The 23,762-nt window shown below is 64.9% G+C and carries 22 protein-coding genes; 12 read left to right on the plus strand and 10 right to left on the minus strand.

Annotated elements, in window-relative coordinates; translation table 11 throughout:
* Window positions 1–17: 17 nt before the first annotated feature.
* From truA to infA, 8 genes are all read right to left on the minus strand, one after another.
* Window positions 18–887, minus strand: coding sequence for a tRNA pseudouridine(38-40) synthase TruA (truA, locus tag AC1DTF_RS02905; protein ID WP_057167089.1), 870 nt, complete (start codon window positions 885–887; stop codon window positions 18–20).
* 7 nt (window positions 888–894) lie between these two features.
* Window positions 895–1,467, minus strand: a complete 573-nt coding sequence (rplQ, locus tag AC1DTF_RS02910; RefSeq protein WP_477472971.1) for a 50S ribosomal protein L17 — start codon at window positions 1,465–1,467, stop codon at window positions 895–897.
* 88 nt (window positions 1,468–1,555) lie between these two features.
* Window positions 1,556–2,608, minus strand: a complete 1,053-nt coding sequence (locus AC1DTF_RS02915; protein WP_057167087.1) for a DNA-directed RNA polymerase subunit alpha — start codon at window positions 2,606–2,608, stop codon at window positions 1,556–1,558.
* A gap of 83 nt (window positions 2,609–2,691) precedes the next feature.
* Window positions 2,692–3,297, minus strand: coding sequence for a 30S ribosomal protein S4 (gene rpsD / locus AC1DTF_RS02920; protein ID WP_057167086.1), 606 nt, complete (start codon window positions 3,295–3,297; stop codon window positions 2,692–2,694).
* Between the two features lie 17 nt (window positions 3,298–3,314).
* Window positions 3,315–3,731, minus strand: coding sequence for a 30S ribosomal protein S11 (gene rpsK / locus AC1DTF_RS02925; protein WP_019512358.1), 417 nt, complete (start codon window positions 3,729–3,731; stop codon window positions 3,315–3,317).
* A gap of 6 nt (window positions 3,732–3,737) precedes the next feature.
* Entirely contained in the window at window positions 3,738–4,112 is a 375-nt protein-coding gene (gene rpsM, locus AC1DTF_RS02930) for a 30S ribosomal protein S13 (protein ID WP_057167085.1), read from the minus strand.
* A 178-nt stretch (window positions 4,113–4,290) separates the two neighbouring features.
* Window positions 4,291–4,404: a 50S ribosomal protein L36 gene (gene rpmJ, locus AC1DTF_RS02935; protein WP_003879483.1), complete on the minus strand. Its 114-nt coding sequence runs from the start codon at window positions 4,402–4,404 to the stop codon at window positions 4,291–4,293.
* A gap of 81 nt (window positions 4,405–4,485) precedes the next feature.
* Window positions 4,486–4,707: a translation initiation factor IF-1 gene (infA, locus tag AC1DTF_RS02940; protein ID WP_003418601.1), complete on the minus strand. Its 222-nt coding sequence runs from the start codon at window positions 4,705–4,707 to the stop codon at window positions 4,486–4,488.
* A gap of 607 nt (window positions 4,708–5,314) precedes the next feature.
* On the opposite strand from infA, the gene AC1DTF_RS02945 reads away from it, so the two are divergent.
* The 5 genes from AC1DTF_RS02945 to AC1DTF_RS02965 are packed head-to-tail and all read left to right on the plus strand — an operon-like array spanning window position 5,315 to window position 13,296.
* Complete coding sequence (locus tag AC1DTF_RS02945; RefSeq protein ID WP_477472972.1) at window positions 5,315–8,848, plus strand: type I restriction endonuclease subunit R; 3,534 nt, start codon at window positions 5,315–5,317, stop codon at window positions 8,846–8,848.
* Window positions 8,845–10,143 carry a restriction endonuclease subunit S gene (locus AC1DTF_RS02950; RefSeq protein ID WP_477472973.1) on the plus strand — a complete coding sequence of 433 codons (1,299 nt, stop codon included), beginning with the start codon at window positions 8,845–8,847 and terminating at the stop codon, window positions 10,141–10,143. Before AC1DTF_RS02945 ends, AC1DTF_RS02950 begins: the two co-directional genes overlap by 4 nt.
* Before the next feature lie 2 nt (window positions 10,144–10,145).
* Entirely contained in the window at window positions 10,146–11,048 is a 903-nt protein-coding gene (locus AC1DTF_RS02955) for a hypothetical protein (protein WP_477472974.1), read from the plus strand.
* Window positions 11,038–11,772, plus strand: coding sequence for an HIRAN domain-containing protein (locus tag AC1DTF_RS02960; protein ID WP_477472975.1), 735 nt, complete (start codon window positions 11,038–11,040; stop codon window positions 11,770–11,772). Before AC1DTF_RS02955 ends, AC1DTF_RS02960 begins: the two co-directional genes overlap by 11 nt.
* 9 nt (window positions 11,773–11,781) lie before the next feature.
* Complete coding sequence (locus AC1DTF_RS02965) at window positions 11,782–13,296, plus strand: class I SAM-dependent DNA methyltransferase (protein WP_477472976.1); 1,515 nt, start codon at window positions 11,782–11,784, stop codon at window positions 13,294–13,296.
* A gap of 9 nt (window positions 13,297–13,305) precedes the next feature.
* On the opposite strand, the gene AC1DTF_RS02970 is transcribed toward AC1DTF_RS02965, so the two are convergent.
* Window positions 13,306–13,770, minus strand: a complete 465-nt coding sequence (locus AC1DTF_RS02970; RefSeq protein WP_477472977.1) for an SRPBCC family protein — start codon at window positions 13,768–13,770, stop codon at window positions 13,306–13,308.
* Window positions 13,771–13,883: 113 nt separating this feature from the next.
* On the opposite strand from AC1DTF_RS02970, the gene AC1DTF_RS02975 reads away from it, so the two are divergent.
* From AC1DTF_RS02975 to mmsB, 7 genes are all read left to right on the plus strand, one after another.
* Entirely contained in the window at window positions 13,884–15,587 is a 1,704-nt protein-coding gene (locus AC1DTF_RS02975; RefSeq protein WP_477472978.1) for an FAD-dependent oxidoreductase, read from the plus strand.
* A 26-nt stretch (window positions 15,588–15,613) separates the two neighbouring features.
* A complete protein-coding gene (locus AC1DTF_RS02980) occupies window positions 15,614–17,152 on the plus strand; it encodes an ATP-binding protein (RefSeq protein ID WP_477472979.1) in 1,539 nt (512 codons plus the stop codon).
* Between the two features lie 58 nt (window positions 17,153–17,210).
* A complete protein-coding gene (locus AC1DTF_RS02985; RefSeq protein WP_477472980.1) occupies window positions 17,211–18,056 on the plus strand; it encodes an LLM class F420-dependent oxidoreductase in 846 nt (281 codons plus the stop codon).
* A gap of 26 nt (window positions 18,057–18,082) precedes the next feature.
* The gene (locus AC1DTF_RS02990) at window positions 18,083–18,964 is read left to right on the plus strand and encodes an LLM class F420-dependent oxidoreductase (RefSeq protein WP_057167082.1); all 882 of its coding nucleotides are present in this window, start codon (window positions 18,083–18,085) and stop codon (window positions 18,962–18,964) included.
* Between the two features lie 401 nt (window positions 18,965–19,365).
* On the plus strand, window positions 19,366–20,886 hold the full coding sequence (locus AC1DTF_RS02995) for a CoA-acylating methylmalonate-semialdehyde dehydrogenase (RefSeq protein WP_477472981.1): 1,521 nt from the start codon (window positions 19,366–19,368) through the stop codon (window positions 20,884–20,886).
* A 6-nt stretch (window positions 20,887–20,892) separates the two neighbouring features.
* Window positions 20,893–22,047, plus strand: coding sequence for an acyl-CoA dehydrogenase family protein (locus tag AC1DTF_RS03000; protein ID WP_477472982.1), 1,155 nt, complete (start codon window positions 20,893–20,895; stop codon window positions 22,045–22,047).
* An 18-nt stretch (window positions 22,048–22,065) separates the two neighbouring features.
* A complete protein-coding gene (mmsB, locus tag AC1DTF_RS03005; protein WP_477472983.1) occupies window positions 22,066–22,941 on the plus strand; it encodes a 3-hydroxyisobutyrate dehydrogenase in 876 nt (291 codons plus the stop codon).
* Here the strand turns inward: mmsB and AC1DTF_RS03010 are convergent.
* Window positions 22,938–23,735: an HAD family hydrolase gene (locus AC1DTF_RS03010; RefSeq protein WP_057167078.1), complete on the minus strand. Its 798-nt coding sequence runs from the start codon at window positions 23,733–23,735 to the stop codon at window positions 22,938–22,940. The genes mmsB and AC1DTF_RS03010 overlap by 4 nt on opposite strands.
* Window positions 23,736–23,762: the final 27 nt, after the last annotated feature.

A 23,762-nucleotide genomic window follows, 5' to 3' on the forward strand; every position in this document is an offset into this window, starting at 1 on the left:
TTGCCCTCGTTGACCGTTCAGAGGGTGCGCAGATCGCGCGTCACATTGATACGCGCGGCCAGCTGATCATCGGCCGGATAGTCCACCCGCACCAGGGTCAGACCACGAGCCGGTGCCGCCGCGAAATCGCTGGAGCGTTTCGTCGCGTCGAGCAGCGACGCGCACCATGCCGGTTCCCGGCGACCCTCCCCCACCGCCAGCAGCGCACCGACCAGTGAGCGCACCATCGACCAGCAGAACGCGTCGGCACTGACGTGGGCGGTGAGCAGGTCGCCGTCCCTCGTCCAGTCCAGCCGTTGCATCTCGCGGATCGTGGTGGCGCCGTCGCGGTGCTTACAGAACGCGGCGAAATCGTGCAGCCCGATCAGGTGCCGCGACGCGGCCACCATGGCGTCCACGTCGAGCGGGCGTGGCCACGGCGTGACGAACCGGGCCTGCTGCGGGGTCGCGCCGTATGGCGCTGTGGCGAGCCGGTATTCGTAATGCCTGCGCAGCGCGGAGAACCGCGCGTCGAAACCGTCCGGGGCGCGCACGATGCCGAGCACCCGGACGTCCTCGGGCACGAACCGTGCGAGACGCCTTGTCAACGGCAGGAATTCGGGCTCCCCCGGCGGCCGCACGCTGCGCGGGTAAGCGTGGCCCAGCGCATCCTCAGGCACGTCGACATGCGCCACCTGGCCGGTGGCGTGCACACCGGCATCGGTACGTCCGGCGGCCCGCAGGATCACCGGGGTGCGGAACACCGTCGACAGCGCCTCTTCGAGAACACCGGCGACGGTGCGCTGCCCGTCCTGGGCGGCCCAGCCGGCGAACTCGGTGCCGTCATAGGCGATGTCCAAGCGCAAACGAACAAACCCGCCACCGGAGTCGATGGCGGGTTTGTTCATTCCGTTGCTACTTGGCGTCGTCAGCCTTGTCCTCGGCCTCGGCCTCGGTGGTCTCCTCGGCAACAGCCTCGTCGGCAGGCGCCTCGGTGGTCTCCTCGACAGCCTCGTCGGCGGTCGGGCCTTCGGTGGCCTCAGGCTCGACTGCAGCCTGCGGGGCGGCGGCCGCCGCAACCTTCTGGGACGCGTCCGCACGGCGAGCACGGTTGGCCTCAGAGGTCGCGGTCTTCTCCCGGACCAGCTCGATGACGGCCATCGGGGCGTTGTCGCCCTTACGTGCCTCCACCTTGATGATCCGGGTGTAGCCACCCTCACGATCGGCGAAGAAGGGACCGATCTCGGCGAACAGGGTGTGCACCACATCCTTGTCGCGGATCTTCTTCATCACCTCACGCCGGTTGTGCAGCGTGCCCTTCTTGGCGTGGGTGATCAGCTTCTCCGCGTACGGACGCAACGCCCGTGCTTTCGGTTCGGTCGTCTTGATGCGGCCGTGCTCGAAGAGCGAGGTGGCCAGGTTGGCCAACAGCGCGGCCTGGTGCGAGGACGACCCGCCGAGGCGAGGACCCTTGGTGGGTTTGGGCATTGCGACTATCTCCTAATGTGGCCGATCCCCGTATCAGGTAGGACCGGGACGGATCCCGGGCTGACGTAGCCCGGGGGTTGTGCCCTGTTTAGAGCTGTTCGGTTTCGGCGAAGTCCTGGTCGGTGTCCAGGTCGTAGCCGGCGTCACCGGTCCAGGTGCCGGTGGCCACGTCGTAGCCGGCAACCTCGGACGGATCGAAGGTKGCCGGGCTGTCCTTGAGCGAGAGACCCAGCTGATGCAGCTTGATCTTGACCTCGTCGATGGACTTCTGGCCGAAGTTACGGATGTCGAGCAGATCGGACTCGGTGCGCGAGACCAGCTCGCCGACCGTGTGCACACCCTCGCGCTTGAGGCAGTTGTACGAACGCACCGTCAGGTCGAGGTCGTCGATCGGCAGCGCGAAGCTGGCGATGTGGTCGGCCTCGGCCGGCGACGGCCCGATCTCGATGCCCTCGGCCTCGACGTTGAGTTCCCGTGCCAGACCGAAGAGTTCGACCAGGGTCTTGCCTGCCGACGCCAGGGCGTCCCGCGGGCTGATCGAGTTCTTGGTCTCGACATCGAGGATCAGCTTGTCGAAGTCGGTGCGCTGCTCGACGCGGGTGGCCTCCACCTTGTAGGTCACCTTGAGCACCGGCGAGTAGATGGAATCGACCGGGATACGGCCGATCTCGGCACCAGAAGCCTTGTTCTGCACGGCGGGCACGTAGCCACGGCCCCGCTCGACGACCAGCTCGACCTCGAGCTTGCCCTTGTCGTTCAGTGCCGCGATGTGCAGATCCGGGTTGTGCACCGTCACACCGGCCGGCGGCACGATGTCACCGGCGGTGACCGCACCCGGGCCCTGCTTGCGCAGGTACATGGTGACCGGCTCGTCCTCTTCCGAGGACACGACCAGACCCTTGAGGTTCAGGATGATGTCGGTGACGTCTTCCTTCACACCGGGGACGGTGGTGAACTCGTGCAGCACACCATCGATGCGGATGCTGGTGACCGCTGCGCCCGGGATGGACGACAGCAGCGTGCGCCGCAGCGAGTTGCCGAGGGTGTAACCGAAACCGGGCTCCAGCGGTTCGATGGTGAACCGAGACCGGTTGTCGGCCAACGCCTCTTCGGACAGTGTGGGTCGCTGTGAAATCAGCATGGTGTTTCTATCTCCTTCTCGGCACCCGCTATTTGATGCCGTCTGGGTGTCCCAGGCCACCGTGACCTGGGACGGTCACACGATTACTTCGAGTAGAACTCGACGATGAGCTGTTCGGTGAGCGGCACCTGGATCTGTGCCCGCTCGGGCAGCTGGTGCACCAGGATGCGCTGACGCTCACCGACAACCTGCAGCCAACCCGGGATCGGGCGCTCGCCCGCGGCCTGACGTGCAGCCTCGAAGGGCAGCGTGTTGATCGACTTGTCCTTGACATCGATGATGTCGTACTGCGAGACGCGGTAACTGGGGATGTCGACCTTCACACCGTTGACGGTGAAGTGGCCGTGGCTGACCAGCTGGCGGGCCATGCGACGCGTGCGGGCCAGGCCCGCGCGGTACACGACGTTGTCCAGCCGGCTTTCCAGGATGCGCAGCAGGTTCTCGCCGGTCTTGCCCGAGAGGCGGTTGGCCTCTTCGTAGTAGCGGCGGAACTGCTTCTCCATGACGCCGTAGGTGAAGCGAGCCTTCTGCTTCTCCTGCAGCTGCGTGCGGTATTCGCTTTCCTTGATCCGCGCGCGACCGTGCTGGCCGGGCGGATAGGGACGCTTTTCGAACGACTGATCGCCGCCGACGAGGTCGACGCCGAGGCGACGCGACTTGCGGGTCGCGGGGCCGGTATAACGAGCCATTGTCTAAATCCTCTTCCCTAGACCCGGCGCCGCTTGGGCGGACGGCAGCCGTTGTGCGGCTGCGGAGTGACGTCGGAGATCGCGCCGACTTCGAGGCCTGCGGCCTGAAGCGAACGGATCGCGGTCTCGCGGCCCGAACCCGGGCCCTTCACGAAGACATCGACCTTCTTTACACCGTGCTCCTGCGCCTTGCGGGCAGCATTCTCGGCGGCCAGCTGTGCGGCGAAGGGGGTCGACTTACGCGAACCCTTGAAGCCGACGTGACCCGACGAGGCCCAGGCGATGACGTTGCCCTGGGGATCGGTGATCGAGACGATGGTGTTGTTGAAGGTGCTCTTGATGTGAGCAGCGCCGTGCGGGACGTTCTTCTTTTCCCTGCGGCGGGTCTTCTGACCCTTCTTGGCGGCGGTGCCGCCCTTCTTTGCCTGTGCCATCCGGGGTTACCTGGCCTTCTTCTTGCCGGCGATGGTGCGCTTCGGGCCCTTGCGGGTACGCGCGTTGGTCTTGGTGCGCTGTCCACGCACGGGCAGGCCACGACGGTGGCGCAGGCCCTGGTAGCAGCCGATCTCGATCTTGCGACGGATGTCGGCCTGGACCTCGCGGCGCAGGTCACCCTCGACCTTGAGGTTGCCTTCGATGTATTCGCGCAGCTGGCTCACCTGATCGTCGGTGAGGTCCTTGGTGCGCAGGTCCCGGCTGATGCCGGTGCCTTCCAGGATTTCCTGGGAGCGGGTACGGCCGATGCCGTAGATATAGGTCAGCGCGATCTCCATGCGCTTGTCACGCGGGAGATCGACGCCCATGAGACGTGCCATCAGGCAGTGATTCCTTCTCTATGCGGAGGTCTGTTCCCAGTCCGTTCCCCGTCTTGGCGGGGCCCGGCCTCCGTGCCGGGCGTGTAGTGAGCAGCGAATCCGCTCACTGGTACTGGGAGGTCTGCATTCAGTTGTGGGTGGTGCTGCTTGCTTGGACGCTGCGTTGCTTTGGCTGGGACTAACCCTGCCGCTGCTTGTGCCGCGGATCCGAGCAGATCACCATGACCCGCCCATGCCGGCGGATCACCCTGCACTTGTCGCAGATCGGCTTGACGCTCGGGTTCACCTTCACGGCTTCGCGATCCTTCTTGGTCGTTGTGACGGGCACATGAGCGCCCGCCACAGGTAGTGGTTGTTGCAGTTGAGAGGCGTGTTACTTGTACCGGTACACGATGCGACCCCGGGACAGGTCATAGGGCGAAAGCTCCACCACTACGCGGTCCTCGGGCAGGATGCGGATGTAGTGCTGCCGCATCTTGCCGCTGATGTGGGCCAGAACCTTGTGTCCGTTCTCCAGCTCAATGCGGAACATCGCATTGGGCAGAGGTTCGACGACACGGCCCTCGACCTCGATGGCACCGTCTTTCTTGGCCATACTGTGTTAGCGATCCTTGCCTTCGTTTTCGTATCCTGTGCGCCCTCGGCTCGGCACGGCCGCGCCACCGACTGAGCACGTGAGCCGGATCAACGAAATCGTTAAGGTTCCAAGACAGGCACGCAAAGAGTCGGCACGGAAGCCGCACCGTTGGTCCACGATACCCGCTGTCGGGGTGTGCTTCAAAATCGCGAAACCAGTGCTCCCGGCGGGATGCCATGGTGGCAAGCCCGCCGCCGACGCGGTGCGCGTAGATCAGCAGGCCGAAGCCGCGGTATCGAGGCCAGGCTGGTCGCCGAGGCGACCGGTAGAAACGAGGTCGCCGCCGCACTGAACAGATAAAACGCCGACGGCCCTCCGGTTGATCCGGGACGCCCCGCCGCGCCTACGTCCGCTCCGAGCGCCAGCAGTTCGCGGCCGGCGACGGGACGTCTGAGGCTCCCCCGAGTGTGAATCGTCTGCGAAGTCACGGCGACTTCTCCGCGGACGTTTCACACTCGGTGGCGCATGCTCTTGAGCTGGCTTGAATGCCTAGGTCTGTCATGCGCATCCGGTACTGTCGACCGGCTAAGACCTGCTGCAGATATAGCGTCGAAAGAGGACGGTCGTGATCAAACTCGATCCCCGCCTCGTGAAGGTTGCGAGCACGTCACCCAACTTCGGCTCGCTCGCGGCGATCGAACCGCTGCTGGCGGTTTACGGCGCCGGCGCAGAGTCGTCGGTCTACTCAGATCCGAACGGCGCGTTGGTGAAGTGTCGGCAGTTCGGCGAAGTACTCGCGGAGCAATTGGTGGTTCGCACCCGCACCCGGTATGACGGCGAGCGGCAGGTGGATCGAATCATCGCGCTCGAACGCGCCGGTGTCCTGACTGCGCAGACGGCCAATGCCTTTCACCACATCAGGAAATCGGGCAACGAAGCGACCCACACGCATCTTTTCGATGTCCGTGCGGCCTTGACTGCCCTTGAACAGTGCTGGCAGTTGGGCAATCTGCTCCGGATGGCGGTGTCTGAAGACCGGACCGCACGCAGCTTCGTCGCGCCGCAGCCGCCGTCACCGCCGGTGGCCTCCGGCGAAGGCGAGCGAGTTGCCGTCGCCGACATCGAAGCCACCCTGGCCAAATCGCGTGCAGAGCTGAGCGAAACACTCACCGTCCTGGAAGCGACGCGGACCGCTCAGGAATCGGAAGCGCAGGCACGCCGGGCCGCCGAGGCAGAACTGGCCCGCTTTCGGGCCGTCGAGGCAACCATGTCGGCCTCGATGGCCGACCTGCAGGCGCAGATCGCCGAGCTGATCCGCGTGGATGCGGTCGCTTCGGTCACTGATACCCCAGCGGAGCAGACTGATCCAAAGGTATTTGTCGAAGCCTTCCGCAGGCGACCACCCTTGAACGAGGTGCAGTCACGCCGCGTCATCGACAAGCAGCTCCGCGCTGCGGGGTGGGCGGTGCAGGACTTCGGCGAGATCAATCCCGCCGCCGGACTCGGCGTAGCAGTGCGCGAGTTCCATCTGGCGACCGGGTTCGCCGATTACATCCTCTACGTCGACAGCAAGATCGTCGGCGTCATCGAAGCCAAACGTGAGGGTACGACGCTGACCGGTGTCGAAGCCCAGACACGGAAGTACGCCCAAGGGCTGCGACCCGAACACAAGCTGGTGGCCTGGCGCCGCGACGACGAACCCCTCCCGTTCTGCTACGAAGCGACGGGCGCGGAAACCCGGTTCACCAACTTGCTCGATCCCAAACCGCGGTCGCGGGAGGTGTTCGCGTTTGCGCGGCCCGAAACCGTCCGTACCTGGATGCATTCCGCCGAAGCCCGCCCGGACGCACCTACGTTCCGGGGGCACGTGCTCCAACTGCCCGTACTGGATCCGGAAGGATTGYGCCCCAATCAGATCCAGGCCGTCACCGGCATCGAGAAGTCACTGCAACACAATCGACCGCGCGGGCTGGTACAGATGGCGACCGGCGCAGGAAAGACCTTCACGGCCGTGACGTCGGCCTATCGGTTAATCAAGCATGCCGGTGCCTCGAAAGTTCTGTTCCTCGTGGACCGCAACAATCTGGGCGAGCAGGCCGAAGCGGAGTTCGACAACTACGTGCCGCGCGATGACGGCCGCCGGTTCGGTGAGATCTACAACGTCCAGCGACTGTCGGGTCGTACCGTCCTCGGCTCCACAAACGTCGCCATTTCGACGATTCAGCGCCTCTACATGCTGCTCCAAGGCCAGGAACTACCCGAGGCAGACGACGACATCGACGGGGACGACGAGCAGACCGCGCCGGTCGATGTYGCCTACAACCCTCAGATCCCTCCCGAGACTTTCGACCTGATTGTCGTCGACGAATGCCACCGCTCGATCTACGGCCGCTGGCGCGCCGTACTGGACTACTTCGACGCCCCGATCATCGGCCTGACCGCCACCCCGACCAAGCAGACACTGGGATTCTTTGATCAGAACCTGATCAGCGAGTACACCTATGAGGAGTCGGTGATCGACGGGGTCAACGTTCCGTTCGACGTGTACCGAATCCGCACCGCGATCACTGAACGCGGCGGCACCATCGACGCCAAAACGGTTGTACCGATCCGTGATCGAAAAACCCGCGCACAACGCTACGAGGAACTCGACGAGGACTACGCCTACACCGGGAACGCGCTCGGCTACGACGTCATCGCCGAGGACCAGGTGCGAACCGTGCTGACTACATTCAAGGAACGGCTGTACAACGAGATCTTTCCGGGCCGGTCGGCGGTCCCCAAGACGCTGATCTTCGCCAAGACCGATGCGCACGCCGACGAGATCGTCCAGCAGGTACGCGAAGTCTTCAACGAGGGCGCCGAATTCGCCACCAAGATCACCTATAACGCACAGAACCCGAAGGACCGGTTGGCTGAGTTCCGCAACAGCCCGACGTTGCGCATCGCCGTGACCGTAGACATGATCGCCACAGGCACCGACGTCCGCGCCATCGAATGTGTGATGTTCATGCGGTCAGTGCGGTCGGCGGTGTACTTCGAGCAGATGAAGGGCCGCGGAGCGCGGATCATTGGCGTCGACGACTACGCCGCGCTGACCCCGGACGCCCGGCCCGGGTTCACCAAAGACCACTTCGTCATCGTCGATGCGGTCGGTGTCACTGACTCCCCTCTCGTGGACGCCACCCCGATGGAGCGCGAGCCGAGCGTGTCGTTGCAACAGTTGTTGGCCAAAGCCGGACGGATGACACTCACCCCCGATGAGGCATCCACCTTGGCAGTGCGACTGGCCGCCCTTGCATCGCAACTTAAACCGGATGAGGACACCGAGATCGCCGCGGTGGCCGGCGACACGTCGCTGCGCGATATCGCCCGGCGGATCGCAGCCGCGAGCGACAACGATGCAATCATCGCCGCGCAGGACAGTGGCGGTGATGCCGCTGTGCGCGCGCAGATCGATGACGGTGTCGCACCGCTAACCACCAATCCGGAACTGCGGCAACGCATCCTCGACATCCGCCGTGCGAAGGATCTGCTGTACGACCAGGGGAACAAGGACTCCGTCCTGTCGACCGAGCGCTTCAGCTACGCCGAATCGTCGCGAGACCGCGTCGCCAGCTTCCGGCAGTACCTCGACGATCATCGTGATGAGATCGCCGCCCTGCAGGTGGTGCATGGCAGCGAGACGGCGCGCCCGAGTTACCGGGATCTCAAGGCGCTGGCCGAGCAGGTCGCCCGGGTGCCGGCGATCGGCAGCATCGAGGCACTGTGGCATTCCTATGCCGAACTGGGCGAGCTCGCCGATCCGAAACACAAGGTCGACGTACCCGACCTGGTGACGATCCTGCGCCATGAACTATCGAAACAATCAGGGGGAGAGAAGATTTCGCCGTTTGCATCGGTGGTCGAATCCAGGTTGGCGGCATGGCTGACCGAGCAGGAACGCCGTGGCGTCGCCTATTCAGAGCAGCAAAAGCGTTGGATCACTTCGATTGTCGATGTGGTTAAGACGAGCATCGGGGTCGATGTCGACGATCTCGACCGGCATCCTCTGTCCTCGTTGGGCGGCGTTGACCGGTTCGCGCAGGACTTTTCGGTCCGCACATTGGAGGAGGCGCAGGAGTTCTTGGATGAGTTGAGCAGGGAGTTGACAGCGTGAGATTCCCACTCGCGAACCTCGATGAGATTGCTGAAATCCAAGGTGGTATTCAGAAACAACCGAAACGAATACCGGCGCACAACACATTCCCGTTTTTGCGGGTGGCGAACGTTATGCCACACGGACTGGACCTTGGCGAGGTCCACACGATCGAACTCTTCGATGGAGAACTCGAACGGTACCGACTTGAACGAGGTGATCTACTCGTTGTCGAGGGCAATGGAAGCGCAAGCCAGATTGGTCGAGCGGCGTTGTGGGACGGATCGATCGAGGATGCCGTGCATCAGAATCATCTCATCAGGGTTAGACCTGGTCACTTAGTGAACGAACGGTTTCTAGGCTACATGTGGAGTTCGCCAAACATTCGATCGGAGCTGACTCGGGTAGCGAGTTCGACCAGCGGACTCCATACGCTGAGTGTGACGAAACTCCGAAAGATTCGTCTGCCGCTACCTCCGCTCAACGAGCAGTTCCGAATAGTCGAGGAACTCGATGATCGCTTATCGCGCATCGACGCCGCGGAAGCGATATTGCGGGCCAGCCAGACACGACTCGATGTACTGATTGGTGCCGTCTTGGGTGAGTGTCGCGACGGCGAATTGCGTCCGCTGGCAGAAGTTGCCGCTATACAAGGGGGAATTCAGAAGCAACCGAAACGCGCTCCGAAGGACAACGCCTACCCTTTCCTGCGGGTGGCGAATGTGACTGCGAGGGGACTGGACCTCGGCGACGTACATCGAATCGAGCTGTTCGGCGACGAACTCAACCGTTTGAGCTTACAGACTGGAGACCTGCTCGTGGTCGAGGGCAACGGAAGCCCATCGCAGATCGGTCGTGCCTGTATGTGGGATGGAAGTATCGGAAACTGTGTACATCAGAACCACCTGATACGCGTCCGCCCATCACAGGATCTCGACCCGCGGTATTTAGAGGCAGTATGGAACTCCCCTGAGAATCGTTCGAATCTCAGCAATGTGGCGAGCTCAAGCAGTGGGCTTCATACGTTGAGCGTGTCAAAGCTCAAAAGAATCTCGATCCCGGTGCCTCCACGGTCGCGGCAGGCCGAGTTGATCGCTCGTGTCGATCAGTACCGAGAGGCTGAGAACCGGCTTGCAGGCAGTATCGTGATTTCCCGGTCCCGAACGGCGGCACTCCGCCGGTCTCTCCTCCGCGCCGCCTTCAACGGTGAACTCGTTGACCAAGATCCAAACGACGAGCCCGCCGATGTCGCGCTCGCTCGGATTCGCGAGCAACCCAAGCCCATTCGGAAGCGTGCCGCTTCCACCAAGACCTGACCGTGCCGGCCCGATGGAAGTCCGTCACTATCGACGACTGGCTACAGGATACGGACAGCCGCAGTGCAGAACCGTTGGGCGGCAAAGAGAAGTTCTGGATCATCGGCCCCGACGAGCGCGAATACCTTTTCAAGTTCGCCCGCTGCGATCCGGATGGGTCCAACGTTAGGGGTGAAGACTGGGCCGAATGGGCGGTACACCAATTGGCCGAACTTATCGAAGTCCCAACTGCTATTGCGATTCCAGGGACTTTCGCAGGTCGCCGCGGGTCATTGTCTCGCGCCGTTTGGCACGACCGTGAACAGCTCACGCACGGAAACGAGCTGCTCGCACTTGTGGATGCGAAGTATGACGCCACCGCGCCTCGCGAAAACCCCGGCTACACCGTCGAAGCGGTACGCGCCGCGCTCACCGGCGTCGCAGCGCCAACACAGTGTGAATCACCGATCATGACCGGCTTTGACGCCTGGGCCGGGTACCTGATGCTCGACGCGTGGGTAAGCGGCCGCGACCGCCATCACGAGAACTGGGCGGCGATCAACAGATCGGGATCACTACTCCTTGCTCCGTCATTCGATCATGGAAACGCTCTGGGCTTCCAGGAGCCCGAAGCCAAAGTGACCGTGTTGGCAACCGACGACGTGCGGCTCGCGAAGTGGAGCGAACGCGGCGCGAGCTTTCATTTCGCAGGCAGGCCATCGCTGGTCGACGTGGCTGACGCCGCACTGCGCCTCGCCGGAGACGCAGTTCACGCGCACTGGCGCAGTAGACTCGCAGCAACGACCGCGGAAGACGTGGCGGGGATCTTCGACCAGATTCCGGCCGACCTGATGTCAGACCCCGGGCGTAGATTTCGGGCCAAGCTACTCGCCCTCAACAAAGAAAGGATCATCGATGACCACTAGCCCATCGTCGCGCACCGCGATCGCGCCGGCCATCGATATCCGGCAGCGGCTGTTTCTGATCTGGCAGAACCCCGACACTCGGCAGTTCATCAGGGTCGGCGTGCTCTCCGAACTGGTGGACGGCCGGTACGCATTCGAGTACACCGCCGGTGCCAGTGCCGACGGTTTCCACCCGTTGGTGCAGTTCCCCGACGTGCGCAAGACCTACGTCTCCGATGCGCTGCCGGCATTCTTCGTCAACCGGCTCATGTCGAAGAAACGACCGTCGTATCCGACTTACCTGGATGCGATCGGCATCGACGCCGTTGGCCTCGAAACCCCGATGGAACTGTTGGCCCGCACCGGTGGCCCACGGGCGACCGACACCTTTCATCTCGTCGATGACTTCTCAGCCGACCAGAACGGCTGCGTTGTGAGCCGTTTCCTGGCCTCTGGCGTCCGACACATCGACGGCTCGGCGGATGCACTCAGCCGGGTCAAACCCGGCGATCAACTACAGCTCCGCGCCGACGCCGACAACCCCGTCAACAAGCGCGCCCAACTCGTATGCGCCCAGACCGATGATCCCCTCGGCTATGTTCCCGACTGGCTCCTCGATGACCTCGAAGAACTGTTGCAACGCGCAAGCGAGTACCGCGTCATCGCCGAGCGGGTGACCCCCGACGCGGACCCCCATCTGCGGTTGTTGTGCCGCATCGAGGCCTGCGTTCAGCCGACCGGCTAGCCTCAGCGGGTGTCGAATCACGCCGAACTGCGCCGCCTTGTCGACAGCCTGTGGAGCTACTGCGACGTCCTGCGCGATGCCGGAGTCTCCAACATCGACTATGTCGAACAGCTCAGCTACCTGTTGTTCTTGAAGATGGCCGACGAACGGCAGAAGGGGCTTCGTCGCGAGCAGATTCTGCCTGAGGCGCTGAGCATTTCGTGGGACCGGCTGGCCGAACTCGACGGGCTGGCTCTCGAAGACGAGTACCGCCGGATACTCAGTGAACTCGGCAAGGAGAGCACCAACCTCGGCGTGATCTTCCGCAAGGCGCAGAACCGAATTCAGGAACCTGCGCTACTGCGGAAGCTGATCGTGGACTTGATCGGTACGAAAACCTGGTCCATCGGCGGAGATCTGAACGGCGACGCCTACGAAGGTCTGCTGCAGAAGTCTGCTTCGGACGTCAAATCCGGTGCCGGCCAATATTTCACGCCGAGGACGTTGATTAATGCCATCGTCGAGGTGATGCGGCCGTCCCCGTCGGACACCATCAACGATCCGGCCTGCGGCACCGGTGGGTTCCTGCTCGCCGCCGTCGACTATCTGAACAACCACCATGCGGCTGCAATGCGCCCAGAACAGCGCAAAGCCCTCGGTGAGGGACAGATGGTCAATGGCGTCGAACTCGTCGACGCCACCGCCCGGCTGGGCACCATGAACATGTATCTGCACGGCATCGGACGGGCCACCGGCGATCCCGTGATCACCGTCCGGGACGCGCTGGCCACCAAGCAGGACCCGGTCTCGATGGTGCTGGCCAATCCACCGTTCGGCCGCAGATCCTCGGTCACCGTCGTCGGCGAGGACGGCCGGGCCGAACGCGAAGACATCGCCTACAGCCGCCCCGACTTCTGGGTCACCACCACCAACAAGCAGCTCAACTTCGTCCAGCACATAGCCACCACCCTGAAGATCGACGGTCGCGCCGCCGTGGTCGTCCCCGACAACGTCCTTTTCGAAGGCGGCGCCGGTGAAACCATCCGACGACGACTGCTGGCCGAGTACGACGTGCACACCCTGCTGCGCCTGCCGACCGGGATCTTCTACGCCGGCGGCGTCAAAGCCAACGTGATCTTCTTCGACCGCAAACAGGCCCGCCCCGGAAAGCCCTGGACTGACAATCTCTGGGTCTACGACCTGCGGACCGGTTCACACTTCACCCTCAAGCAACGGCCGATGCGTGACGCGGACCTCGCGCCGTTCATCGAAGCGTTCAACCCGGACGACCGCGCCGCCCGCATCGAATCGGAGCGCTTCCGCCCCTATGATTATGACGAGCTCATCAGTCGGGACAAGGCGAACCTCGATATCACCTGGCTGAAGGACCCCTCGGCGGCCGACCTCGACGACGGAATACCGCCGGAGATTATCGCCCAGGAAATCGTCGACGATCTCACCGCCGCCCTGGTCGAGTTCAGCGCGGTGGCCGATGCCCTCGCGGTTCGGGCAGGTCAGTCGTCCTCTGATCCGCAGAACGACTGACCCAGCCCCCTACCCCTCGGCGGTCGCCTTGATGGCCGCGAGCGTCGCCGGGATACCGCTGAGCGCCAGCCGGGAACGCTCGGCGATCTGCGCGTCGGCGTCCGCACCGAAACGCTCACCGAACCCTTCGATGCCCTTGGGCAGGAACCGCCAGTGCTGGGTCAGCCGAGACCCGGCGCCGTCGGGTTCGACGGTGAAACCCCAGCGCACCCAGCCGTTGTTCACCTCCCACGCGAACTCGCGGCCCGGTTCCGCGGCGACCACCTGGCTGCGGGTTTCCCAGGTGCGCTCCGGCAAGACGTTGCGGCCGGTGAACCACRCCCCGACCACGGCTCCGGCAGCGGGATCGTCCCACCAGCACGCCTTGCACACCGGGCTCCACTCCCCGATCCGGGTGACATCGGACACCAGCGCGTAGAGCTCTTCGGGGGCCAGCGCGACGGTGACGGAGTCGGAGAATTCGAGGATGGTCATCCTCGAAGTTTAGAAAAGTCCGCGATGGTGACGTGTTCGCCCTGGGCGATGCCATGGCCGGACCGGACATCTGGGCAGAAATTCGTCAGACCAGCGGCGCATACTTATATGCGATGCCCGGATCTGAGAACCAACCCCGTTTACCCGCAATCCTGACGGTCGATGACGACCCGGCCGTCTCCCGTGCGGTGGCCCGCGACCTGCGCCGCCACTACGGCGAGCGCTACCGCATCATCCGTGCGGAATCCGGTGCCGACGCCCTGGAGGCCCTCAAGGAGCTGAAGCTGCGCGGCGACACCGTCGCCGTATTCGTCGCGGACTACCGGATGCCGCAGATGAGCGGTATCGAGTTCCTCGAAAAGGCGATGGAGTTCTTCCCGATGGCCCGCCGGGTGCTGCTCACCGCCTACGCCGACACCCACGCAGCAATCGACGCGATCAACGTCGTGGACCTGGACCACTATCTCCTCAAGCCGTGGGATCCCCCGGAGGAGAAGCTCTATCCCGTGATCGACGGGCTTCTCGAGGAGTGGCGCTCGGTCGGCGACCGCGGCATGCCGTACACCAAGGTCATCGGGCACCGGTACAACGACCGTTCCTGGGAGGTGCGCCAGTTCCTGGCGCGCAACGAGTACTCGTTCCGCAGCGTGAACGCCGACGAGCCCAAGGGCCAACAGCTGCTGCAGGCCGCGGGCCTCGACGACAGCCGTCTTCCGGTGGTCATCACCGAGAAGGGTCACACGATGGTCGCACCCAGCGACGCGGAACTCGCGGCGCTGCTCGGGCTGTCCACCAGTCCCTCCCTGGACATGTATGACCTCGCGGTGATCGGCGGCGGTCCCGCCGGCCTCGCCGCCGCGGTGTACGGCGCCTCCGAAGGCCTGAAGACCGTGCTCATCGAGAAGGCGACCACCGGCGGCCAGGCGGGCCGCAGCTCGAAGATCGAGAACTACCTCGGCTTCGAGAACGGCGTCGCGGGTGCCGTGCTGACGACGACCGCACGGCGGCAAGCCGAACGGTTCGGCGCCGAAGTCATCACCACCCAGGAGGCCGGCCGGCTCAAGACCGGTGGGATCGGCGCGGCCCACACCATCCACCTCAACGACGACCAGACGATCGGTGCCCGTGCGGTCATCCTCGCCACCGGCGTGGACTACCGCCAGTTGGAGATCACCGGATGTTGGGAAAATCCCGACGCCCCCGGGGACAACTAYATCGGCCGCGGTGTCTACTACGGCGCTTCGGTGGCCGACAACAACGAATGTGCGGGCGAGGACGTCTACATCGTCGGCGGCGCAAATTCGGCAGGCCAGGCGGCGATGTACATGTCGCAGACGGCCAAGTCGGTGACGATGTTGATCCGCGGCTCGTCGCTGGAGGCCGGGATGTCGCAGTACCTCGTGGACCGCATCAACCGGACCGACAACATCAAGGTCCGGACCTGCACCGAGGTCGTCGACATCACCCCGGGCGACGGCTTCCTCTCCGGGCTGGTTCTCCTCGACAAGCGGACCGGGGAAACCGAACCCGTCCCGTGCAACCGAATGTGTTGTTTCATCGGGGCGACCCCCCGCACGGAATGGCTCGAGGAAGCGGGAATAGCCCGCGACGACAACGGCTTCATATTGTCGGGGCCCGATCTCCGCGACAAGGTCGGCTGGACGCTGGATCGTCCTCCGCACCACCTGGAAACGAGCGTTCCCGGCGTGTTCGTCGCCGGTGACGTGCGATCGGAATCCGCCAAGCGGGTGGCCGCCGCAGTCGGCGAAGGCTCGATGGCAGTGATGTTGGTGCACAGGTATCTGGCGGAAGCCTGACCTTCCGGCCGAGAGGAAAGACGACCATGAGCTCACCCGACGGTGTCCTGTCCCAAGAAGACGTGCTGTCCCATGAGGAGGAGTGCATCCGCGACGAACTTCGCACGCTCTTCCTGTTCGAGGACCTCTCCGATGAACAACTGGACATCCTCTGCGAGGCCGGGCATATCGAGATCTTCCCGGCCGGGCCGCTCAGCAAGGAGGGCGAACCCGCAACGTGCTTCTACGTGATGATCGACGGCGAGCTCATCATGTCGAAGCGCTCCGGCGGCGTCGACATCCAGACCAACCGCACCTCGCAGCGCGGCGTGTACTTCGGCGCGTGGTCGGCCTACATTCCCGGTGAGGAGCAGACCTACCAGGCGTCGGTACGGCTGACCAAGCCTTCGCGGTGCTTCGTCCTGGACTCCAATGACTTCGCCCAGTTCATGCGGGATCAGTTCCCGATGGCGGTCCATCTCATGGAGGGCCAACTGGTCGGCGGCCGCAGGCAGAGCCAGATCATCGGGCAACGCGAGAAACTGCTCGCGCTGGGCACCATCACGGCGGGCCTGACCCACCAGCTCAACAACCCGGCCGCCGCTACCGCGCGCGCCGTCTCGGATCTGCGCGAGACGGTCGGCAAGATGCGGCACAAGCTGTCGATGCTCGCGGACGGCAAGTTCAGCCCCGAGGCGCTGCGGGTGCTGGTCCGCATTCAGGACGACGTGGCCGAGCAGGTCGCCAAGAACCGCGATGTCGAACTCACGGCCCTCGAAGCGTCGGACCGCGAGGACGCGATCGGCGATTGGCTTGAGGACCACGACATCATCGGGGCCTGGGATTACGCACCGACGTTCGTCGAGGCCGGCCTGGACACCGACTGGCTGGAAAAGGTGCTGACCTCCGTCGACGCCGTCGACGCGACAGCGTCGCTGCAGGCCGCGGTCGGGTGGCTGAAGTACACCATCGACAACGAGCTTCGGATGAACGAGATCGCCGAGGCGAGCAAGCGGATATCGGCACTGCTGGCCGGCGCCAAGCAGTATTCGCAGATGGACCGCGGAGCCTACGGCAGCGCGAATGTCCACGAATTGTTGCGCAGCACCATCATGATGTTCGGCGACAAAATCGGACATCAGGGCAAGGGCCGACCGGTCACCCTCGTCAAGGACCTCGACAAGACACTCCCCGAATTACAGTGCTACCCAGGCGATCTCAATCAGGTGTGGACCAACATCATCGACAACGCGATTCAGGCGATGGACGGGCACGGGACGCTGACCATCCGCACCTCGCGGGAGAACGACCAGATGATCCGGGTCGAGATCTGCGATGACGGCCCGGGCATCGACGAGGACGTCATCGAGCGGATCTTCACGCCGTTCTTCACCACCAAGCCGTTCGGTGAGGGCACCGGGCTGGGCCTGGATCTGGCCTGGCGCATCGTGGTGGAGAAGCACGGCGGCAACATCTCGGTGCAGAGCAAGCCGGGCGACACCCGGTTCGCGGTCTGTCTCCCGCTGGTCGCCCCGGCGCCCGTCACACCGACGCCGGGTGAACTCTCGGCAGCCGGCACCGAGTAATTCGAATCAATGTGCGCGGATCGGAATGCGCACGGTTTCGCCCGAGGTTGACCTGACCATGAGCAAACCAGACTTGGGCACGTTCGGCGTATTCGGTCACTACAGCCAGTGGCAGCAGCTCTCGCGGGAACAACTACGCGATATCGAAGGCCTCGGTTACGGCGCGATCTGGGCCGGCGGTTCGCCGCCGGCCGAGCTGGAGTGGATCGACCCGATCCTCGGCGCCACCGATTCCATCCAGCTCGCGACCGGCATCGTCAACATCTGGACCGCGGCGGCCGCCCCGGTGGCCGAGTCCTTCCATCGCATCGAGAAGGAGTACCCGGGCCGGTTCCTGCTCGGGATCGGCGTGGGCCACCCCGAGGCGCACACCGAGTACAAGAAGCCCTACGACGCGCTCAACGACTATCTTGGCGAGCTGGATCAGCACGGTGTGCCCAAGGACCGCATCGTGGTGGCGGCTCTCGGCCCGCAGGTGCTGAAGCTCTCGGCGCGTCGCAGCGCCGGCGCCCACCCCTACCTCACCACCCCCGAGCACACCCGTCAGGCCCGCGAGCTCATCGGCGCCGACGCCTTCCTTGCCCCGGAGCACAAGGTGGTACTCACCACGGACGCCGCGAAGGCACGCGAGGTGGGTCGCAACGCGCTTGAGGTCTACCTGAATCTCGCGAACTACCTCAACAACTGGAAGCGGCTGGGCTTCACCGATGCGGACGTGGCCAAACCCGGCAGTGACGCGCTGGTCGACGCGGTCGTCGCGTACGGCACGACCGAGGCCATCGCCGCACGACTGCGCGAACATCTCAGCGCCGGCGCCGACCACGTTCCGGTTCAGGTGTTGACGGGTACTGACAAGCTGGTGCCTGCGCTTGCAGAACTGGCCGGGCCACTCGGCCTGCAGTAACCCGGACCCGGAATTAAGGACATCACATGACTGACGCTGTCACGCTCAAACCCGACCTCGGCCGCTACGGCGTCTGGACATTCGGCGTCCCCAAGCCCGATCAGGCCGCCGAGATCGAGAAACTCGGCTACGGGGCGTTGTGGATCGGCGGATCCCCCAAGGGCGATCTCAACTATGTCGAGCCGCTACTGGAGGCCACCGAGAACCTGCAGGTGGCGACCGGCATCGTCAACGTGTGGACGGCCGACGCCGAAGAGGTCGCCGAGGCCTATCACCGCGTGGAGAAGGCCTTTCCCGGCCGGTTCCTGCTCGGCATCGGCATCGGCCACCCCGAGCACACCGAGGAGTACCGCAAACCCTATGACGTGCTGGTCGAGTACCTCGACGCCCTCGACGCGAAGAAGGTGCCCACCAGCCGCCGGGTGATCGCCGCGCTGGGGCCCAAGGTGCTCAAGCTGGCGGCCGCCCGCAGTGCCGGCGCCCACCCTTACCTGACCACACCCCAGCACACCGGCCAGGCCCACAACCTGATCGGGAACACCGTTTTCCTGGCGCCCGAGCACAAGGTGGTGCTCACGCCGGACGAGCGCTTGCGCGAGGACCCTGATGCTGCCGCGGACGAGGCCCGGGAGGTCGGCCGTGGGGCGGTCGACTTCTACCTGAATTTGAGCAACTACCTGAACAATTGGCGTCGGCTCGGTTTCACCGAGGACGACATCGCCAAGCCCGGCAGCGACCGACTGATCGACGCGGTGGTGGCACACGGCGACGCGGGTGCCGTCGCGGCGCGACTGCACCAGCATCTGGAGGCCGGGGCGGATCACGTGGCCATCCAGGTGCTCGGCGGCTGGGACAAGCTCATCCCGACGCTGACCGAACTGGCGGGCCCGCTCGGCCTCAAGAAGTAGCCCGACAGGTTTCACCCACGGGACTGTCGGTCACCGATGGCGCCGGGTTCAAGATTCCCCCGGCGCCGGGGAGATGACGCCGACCCTGCACGTCGACGGCGGCCTGCTCTTCGACGACCGCGAACGTACATCGATCTACCTGTCCGAGGGTCTGGCCACACTTCCTTGTGCTGGAAGATGATTCGACGGAGATGCACCTGTGCCCCGCGGGCTACGCGCCGCGGCGCGTGCACACCCTGGGCGGACACCCGCGCGTTCGTCGAGCAACTGCGCGCCTACTACTGATCGGTCCCTGCCCCAGAAACAGTCCTTGCCAAACCCCGAAACCAATTACTAGGATATGCAAGTATCTCGGCCGTGCGCCGGGCTCCTGAATTCTGCTCACCCCTTGGACGGACGTCATGACCACACAGATTCCGCACTTCATCAACGGCGAGCGCAGCACCCTCGCATCCACCCGCACTGCCGATGTGCTCAACCCCAGCACCGGCGAGGTCCAGGCCCAGGTACTGCTGGCCTCGACCGCCGACGTGCAGACCGCCGTCGCCAACGCGGTAGAAGCCCAGAAGGTGTGGGCCGGGTTCAACCCGCAGCGCCGCGCCCGGGTCTTCATGCGCTTCGTCGACCTGGTCAACCAGAACGCCGACGAGTTGGCCCAGCTGCTGTCCATCGAGCACGGCAAGACCGTCGCCGACTCGCTGGGCGACATCCAGCGCGGTATCGAGGTCATCGAATTCGCCATCGGCATCCCGCACCTGCTCAAGGGCGAGTTCACCGAAGGCGCAGGCACCGGAATCGACGTGTACTCGATCCGCCAGCCCCTCGGCGTCGTCGCGGGCATCACCCCGTTCAACTTCCCGGCCATGATCCCGCTGTGGAAGGCCGGGCCCGCCCTGGCCTGCGGAAATGCGTTCATCCTCAAACCCTCCGAGCGTGACCCCTCGGTCCCGCTGCGCCTGGCCGAGCTGTTCATCGAGGCCGGGCTGCCCCCGGGCGTCTTCCAGGTCGTCCAGGGCGACAAGGAAGCCGTCGACGCCATCCTCACCCACCCAGACATCCAGGCCGTCGGATTCGTCGGGTCCTCCGACATCGCGCAGTACATCTACTCCACCGCCGCCGCGCACGGCAAGCGTTCACAGTGCTTCGGTGGCGCCAAGAACCACATGATCGTGCTCCCCGACGCCGACCTCGACCAGGCCGTCGACGCCCTGATCGGCGCCGGCTACGGCAGCGCCGGTGAGCGCTGCATGGCCATCAGCGTCGCGGTACCGGTCGGCGAGGAAACCGCAAACCGCCTGCGCGCCAAGCTCGTCGAGCGCGTCAACCAACTACGCGTCGGGCACAGCCTGGACCCCAAGGCCGACTACGGCCCACTGGTCACCGGCGCCGCGCTGGAGCGGGTCCGCGACTACATCGGCCAGGGCGTGGACGCCGGCGCCGAAATCGTGATCGACGGCCGCGAACGCGCCACCGACGAACTCACCTTCGACGACCAGAGCCTCGAAGGCGGCTACTTCATCGGGCCCACCCTGTTCGACCACGTCACCACCGACATGTCCATCTACACCGACGAGATCTTCGGGCCCGTGCTGTGCATCGTGCGCGCCGAGGACTACGAAGCGGCCCTGGAACTGCCCACCAAGCACGAATACGGCAACGGTGTGGCGATCTTCACCCGCGACGGTGATGCCGCCCGCGACTTCGTCTCCCGCGTGCAGGTCGGCATGGTCGGAGTCAACGTGCCGATCCCGGTCCCGGTGGCCTACCACACCTTCGGTGGCTGGAAGCGGTCCGGATTCGGCGACCTCAACCAGCACGGACCCGCCTCGATCCAGTTCTACACCAAGGTCAAGACCGTCACCGAGCGCTGGCCCTCCGGCATCAAGGATGGCGCCGAGTTCGTCATCCCCACCATGAAGTAGGTGCCGGTGTTCGAGTTGGATGATGACGAGCGCGTCATCACCGAGACGGCGGCTGCCTTCGCGGAGAAACGCATTGCGCCGTTCGCGTTGGAATGGGATGAGTCCCATCACTTTCCGACCGATGTGCTGCGGGCGGCCGCCGAACTGGGCATGGCGGGAATCTACTGTGCCGAGGACGCCGGCGGCAGCGGGTTACGCCGCCTGGACGCGGTGCGCATCTTCGAGGCGCTGGCCGCCGCCGACCCGACCATCGCCGCGTTCCTGTCCATCCACAACATGTGTGCCTGGATGGTGGACAGCTTCGGCACCGACGAGCAGCGCAAGACGCTGGTGCCCAAGCTCGCGTCCATGGAGTCCATCGCCAGCTACTGCCTCACCGAGCCCGAAGCGGGATCGGACGCGGCGGCGCTGCGCACCAAGGCCGTTCGGGACGGTGACCATTACGTCCTGGACGGGGTGAAGCAGTTCATCTCCGGGGCGGGTGTCTCGGACCTGTATGTGGTGATGGCCCGCACCGGCGCCGACGGGCCCCGCGGTATCTCGACGTTCGTCGTCGAGAAGGACACGCCGGGCGTGAGTTTCGGCGCCGCCGAGCAGAAGATGGGCTGGAACGCCCAGCCCACCGCTCAGGTCGTCTTCGAGGGTGCCCGGGTGCCGGCTGAGGCGCTGCTGGGCGGCACCGAGGGCACCGGGTTCGGGATCGCGATGAACGGGCTGAACGGCGGCCGCATCAATATCGCGGCGTGCTCGCTGGGCGGCGCGCAGACCGCCTACGACAAGACGGTGGCCTATCTGGCCGACCGCCAGGCCTTCGGCGGGTCGCTGCTCGACGAGCCGACCATCCGGTTTGCGCTCGCCGATATGGCCACCGGCCTGGAGACATCCCGGAACATGTTGTGGCGGGCGGCATCTGCTCTCGACAGCAATCACCCCGACAAGGTGACGCTGTGCGCGATGGCCAAGCGCTATGTGACCGACACCTGTTACGAGGTCGCCGATCAGGCCCTGCAACTGCACGGCGGCTACGGCTACCTCAAGGAATACGGGTTGGAGAAAATCGTCCGGGATCTGCGGGTGCACCGCATCCTTGAGGGGACCAACGAGATCATGCGCGTGGTCATCGGCCGGGCAGAAGCTGCCCGGGCCAAGGCCGCCGGCTAACGAGAGGTGAGGCAGAAGATGAGCACCGTTGCTTTTCTGGGACTGGGCAACATGGGCGGCCCGATGGCCGCCAACCTGCTGGCGGCCGGGCATGCCGTGCAGGGTTTCGACCCCGTCGCCGCAGCCAAGGACGCTGCGAAGGCCAACGGCGCCAGTGTCTTCGACAGCGGCGCCGAGGCTGTGGCCGGGGCCGATGTCGTCATCACGATGCTGCCGAATGGCGCGCTGGTGAAGAGCTGCTACGCCGAGATCCTGCCCAAGGCCGCCGAGGGCGCCCTGTTCATCGACAGCTCGACCATCTCGGTCGATGACGCCCGCGACGTGCACAAGCTGGCAGCCGACCACGGTTTCGCCCAGCTCGACGCGCCGGTGTCCGGTGGCGTCAAGGGCGCGGTGGCCGGCACGCTGGCGTTCATGGTCGGCGGCGACACCGAGGCTGTCGAGCGTGGCCGCCCGGTGCTGGAAGCCATGGCGGGCAAGATCATTCACTGCGGTGACTGCGGTGCGGGCCAGGCCGCGAAGGTGTGCAACAACATGGTGCTCGCGGTTCAGCAGATCGCCGTCGGCGAGGCATTCGTGCTCGCCGAGAAGCTCGGTCTGGACAAGCAGTCGTTGTTCGACGTCATCACCGGCGCCACCGGCAACTGCTGGTCGGTGCACACGAACTGCCCGGTCCCCGGGCCCGTTCCCACCTCACCGGCCAACAACGATTTCAAGCCCGGGTTCGCGACAGCTCTGATGAACAAGGACCTGGGTCTGGCGATGGCCGCCGTGACCTCGACCGGGTCGGCGGCGCCGCTGGGCAGTCACGCCGCTGAGATCTACGCCGAGTTCGCTCGCGACCACGGCGACAAAGATTTCAGCGCCGTCATCGAGTACATCCGCAACGGCTAAGCCGCCGACGGAGTGTGTTGATCCCACCACCGGGCGTGTAGCCGTCGACAGTTCGCCAGCCGCAACGCATCCCCGGTGTCGCTGTACCCGGAGCGCACCGCGGCGGCCGCCCGTCCGCGTCCGGCGTCGGCATCGATGAGGACCGTGGCCAGGCCCGCCGCGTTCGCGGCGCGCAACCCGGCCGGTGAACCGGCCACCGCCAGCGCATCGTGGGGCGCGACGCCGAGTTCGGCGAGTGCGTGACCGAACAGGTTCGGTCCGGTGACGTCGTCGGCGGTCACCACGGATTCCACCAGACCCTCACCGACGAGTTGGCGTACCAACGGCTCGGCCCAGCTGCGCCGTCCGGTCGTGACCACACTGACCGGGATATGCGCGACGAAGGCGTCCATCACCAGGTCCACCAGACCCGGGCGCGGGGTCAGACCGGCGTCCAGGATCATCTCCTCGAACATCATGTCCTTGGCGGCGCAGATCTCGTCGACGAGCAGGTTGACCAGCACATCGCACTCCGTGCCCACGCACCGTTTGCGCAGCTCGGCGGCTACCCGCTGGCGTTCGTCCGGCAGCGCCATCAGCCGCTGGTAGCGCCCGACGCTCCACTGCAGGTCCAGCCCCAGCGACGCGAACGCCGCGTTGTACACCACGCGATGCCCTTCCAGGTCCATGTCGGACAGAGCATCGAGGTCGAACACCACCGCGTGCAGCGGGTAGGCGGCCGGGTCGTCGGGCTCGTCGCCATGCCACCAGAACTGACCGGCGGCGGGCCATGTTTTTTCCTCATGCGTGGACATGTCCCACAGAGTGGCGCACATCACATA

Source organism: Mycobacterium sp. P4_H6, assembly GCF_056400845.1.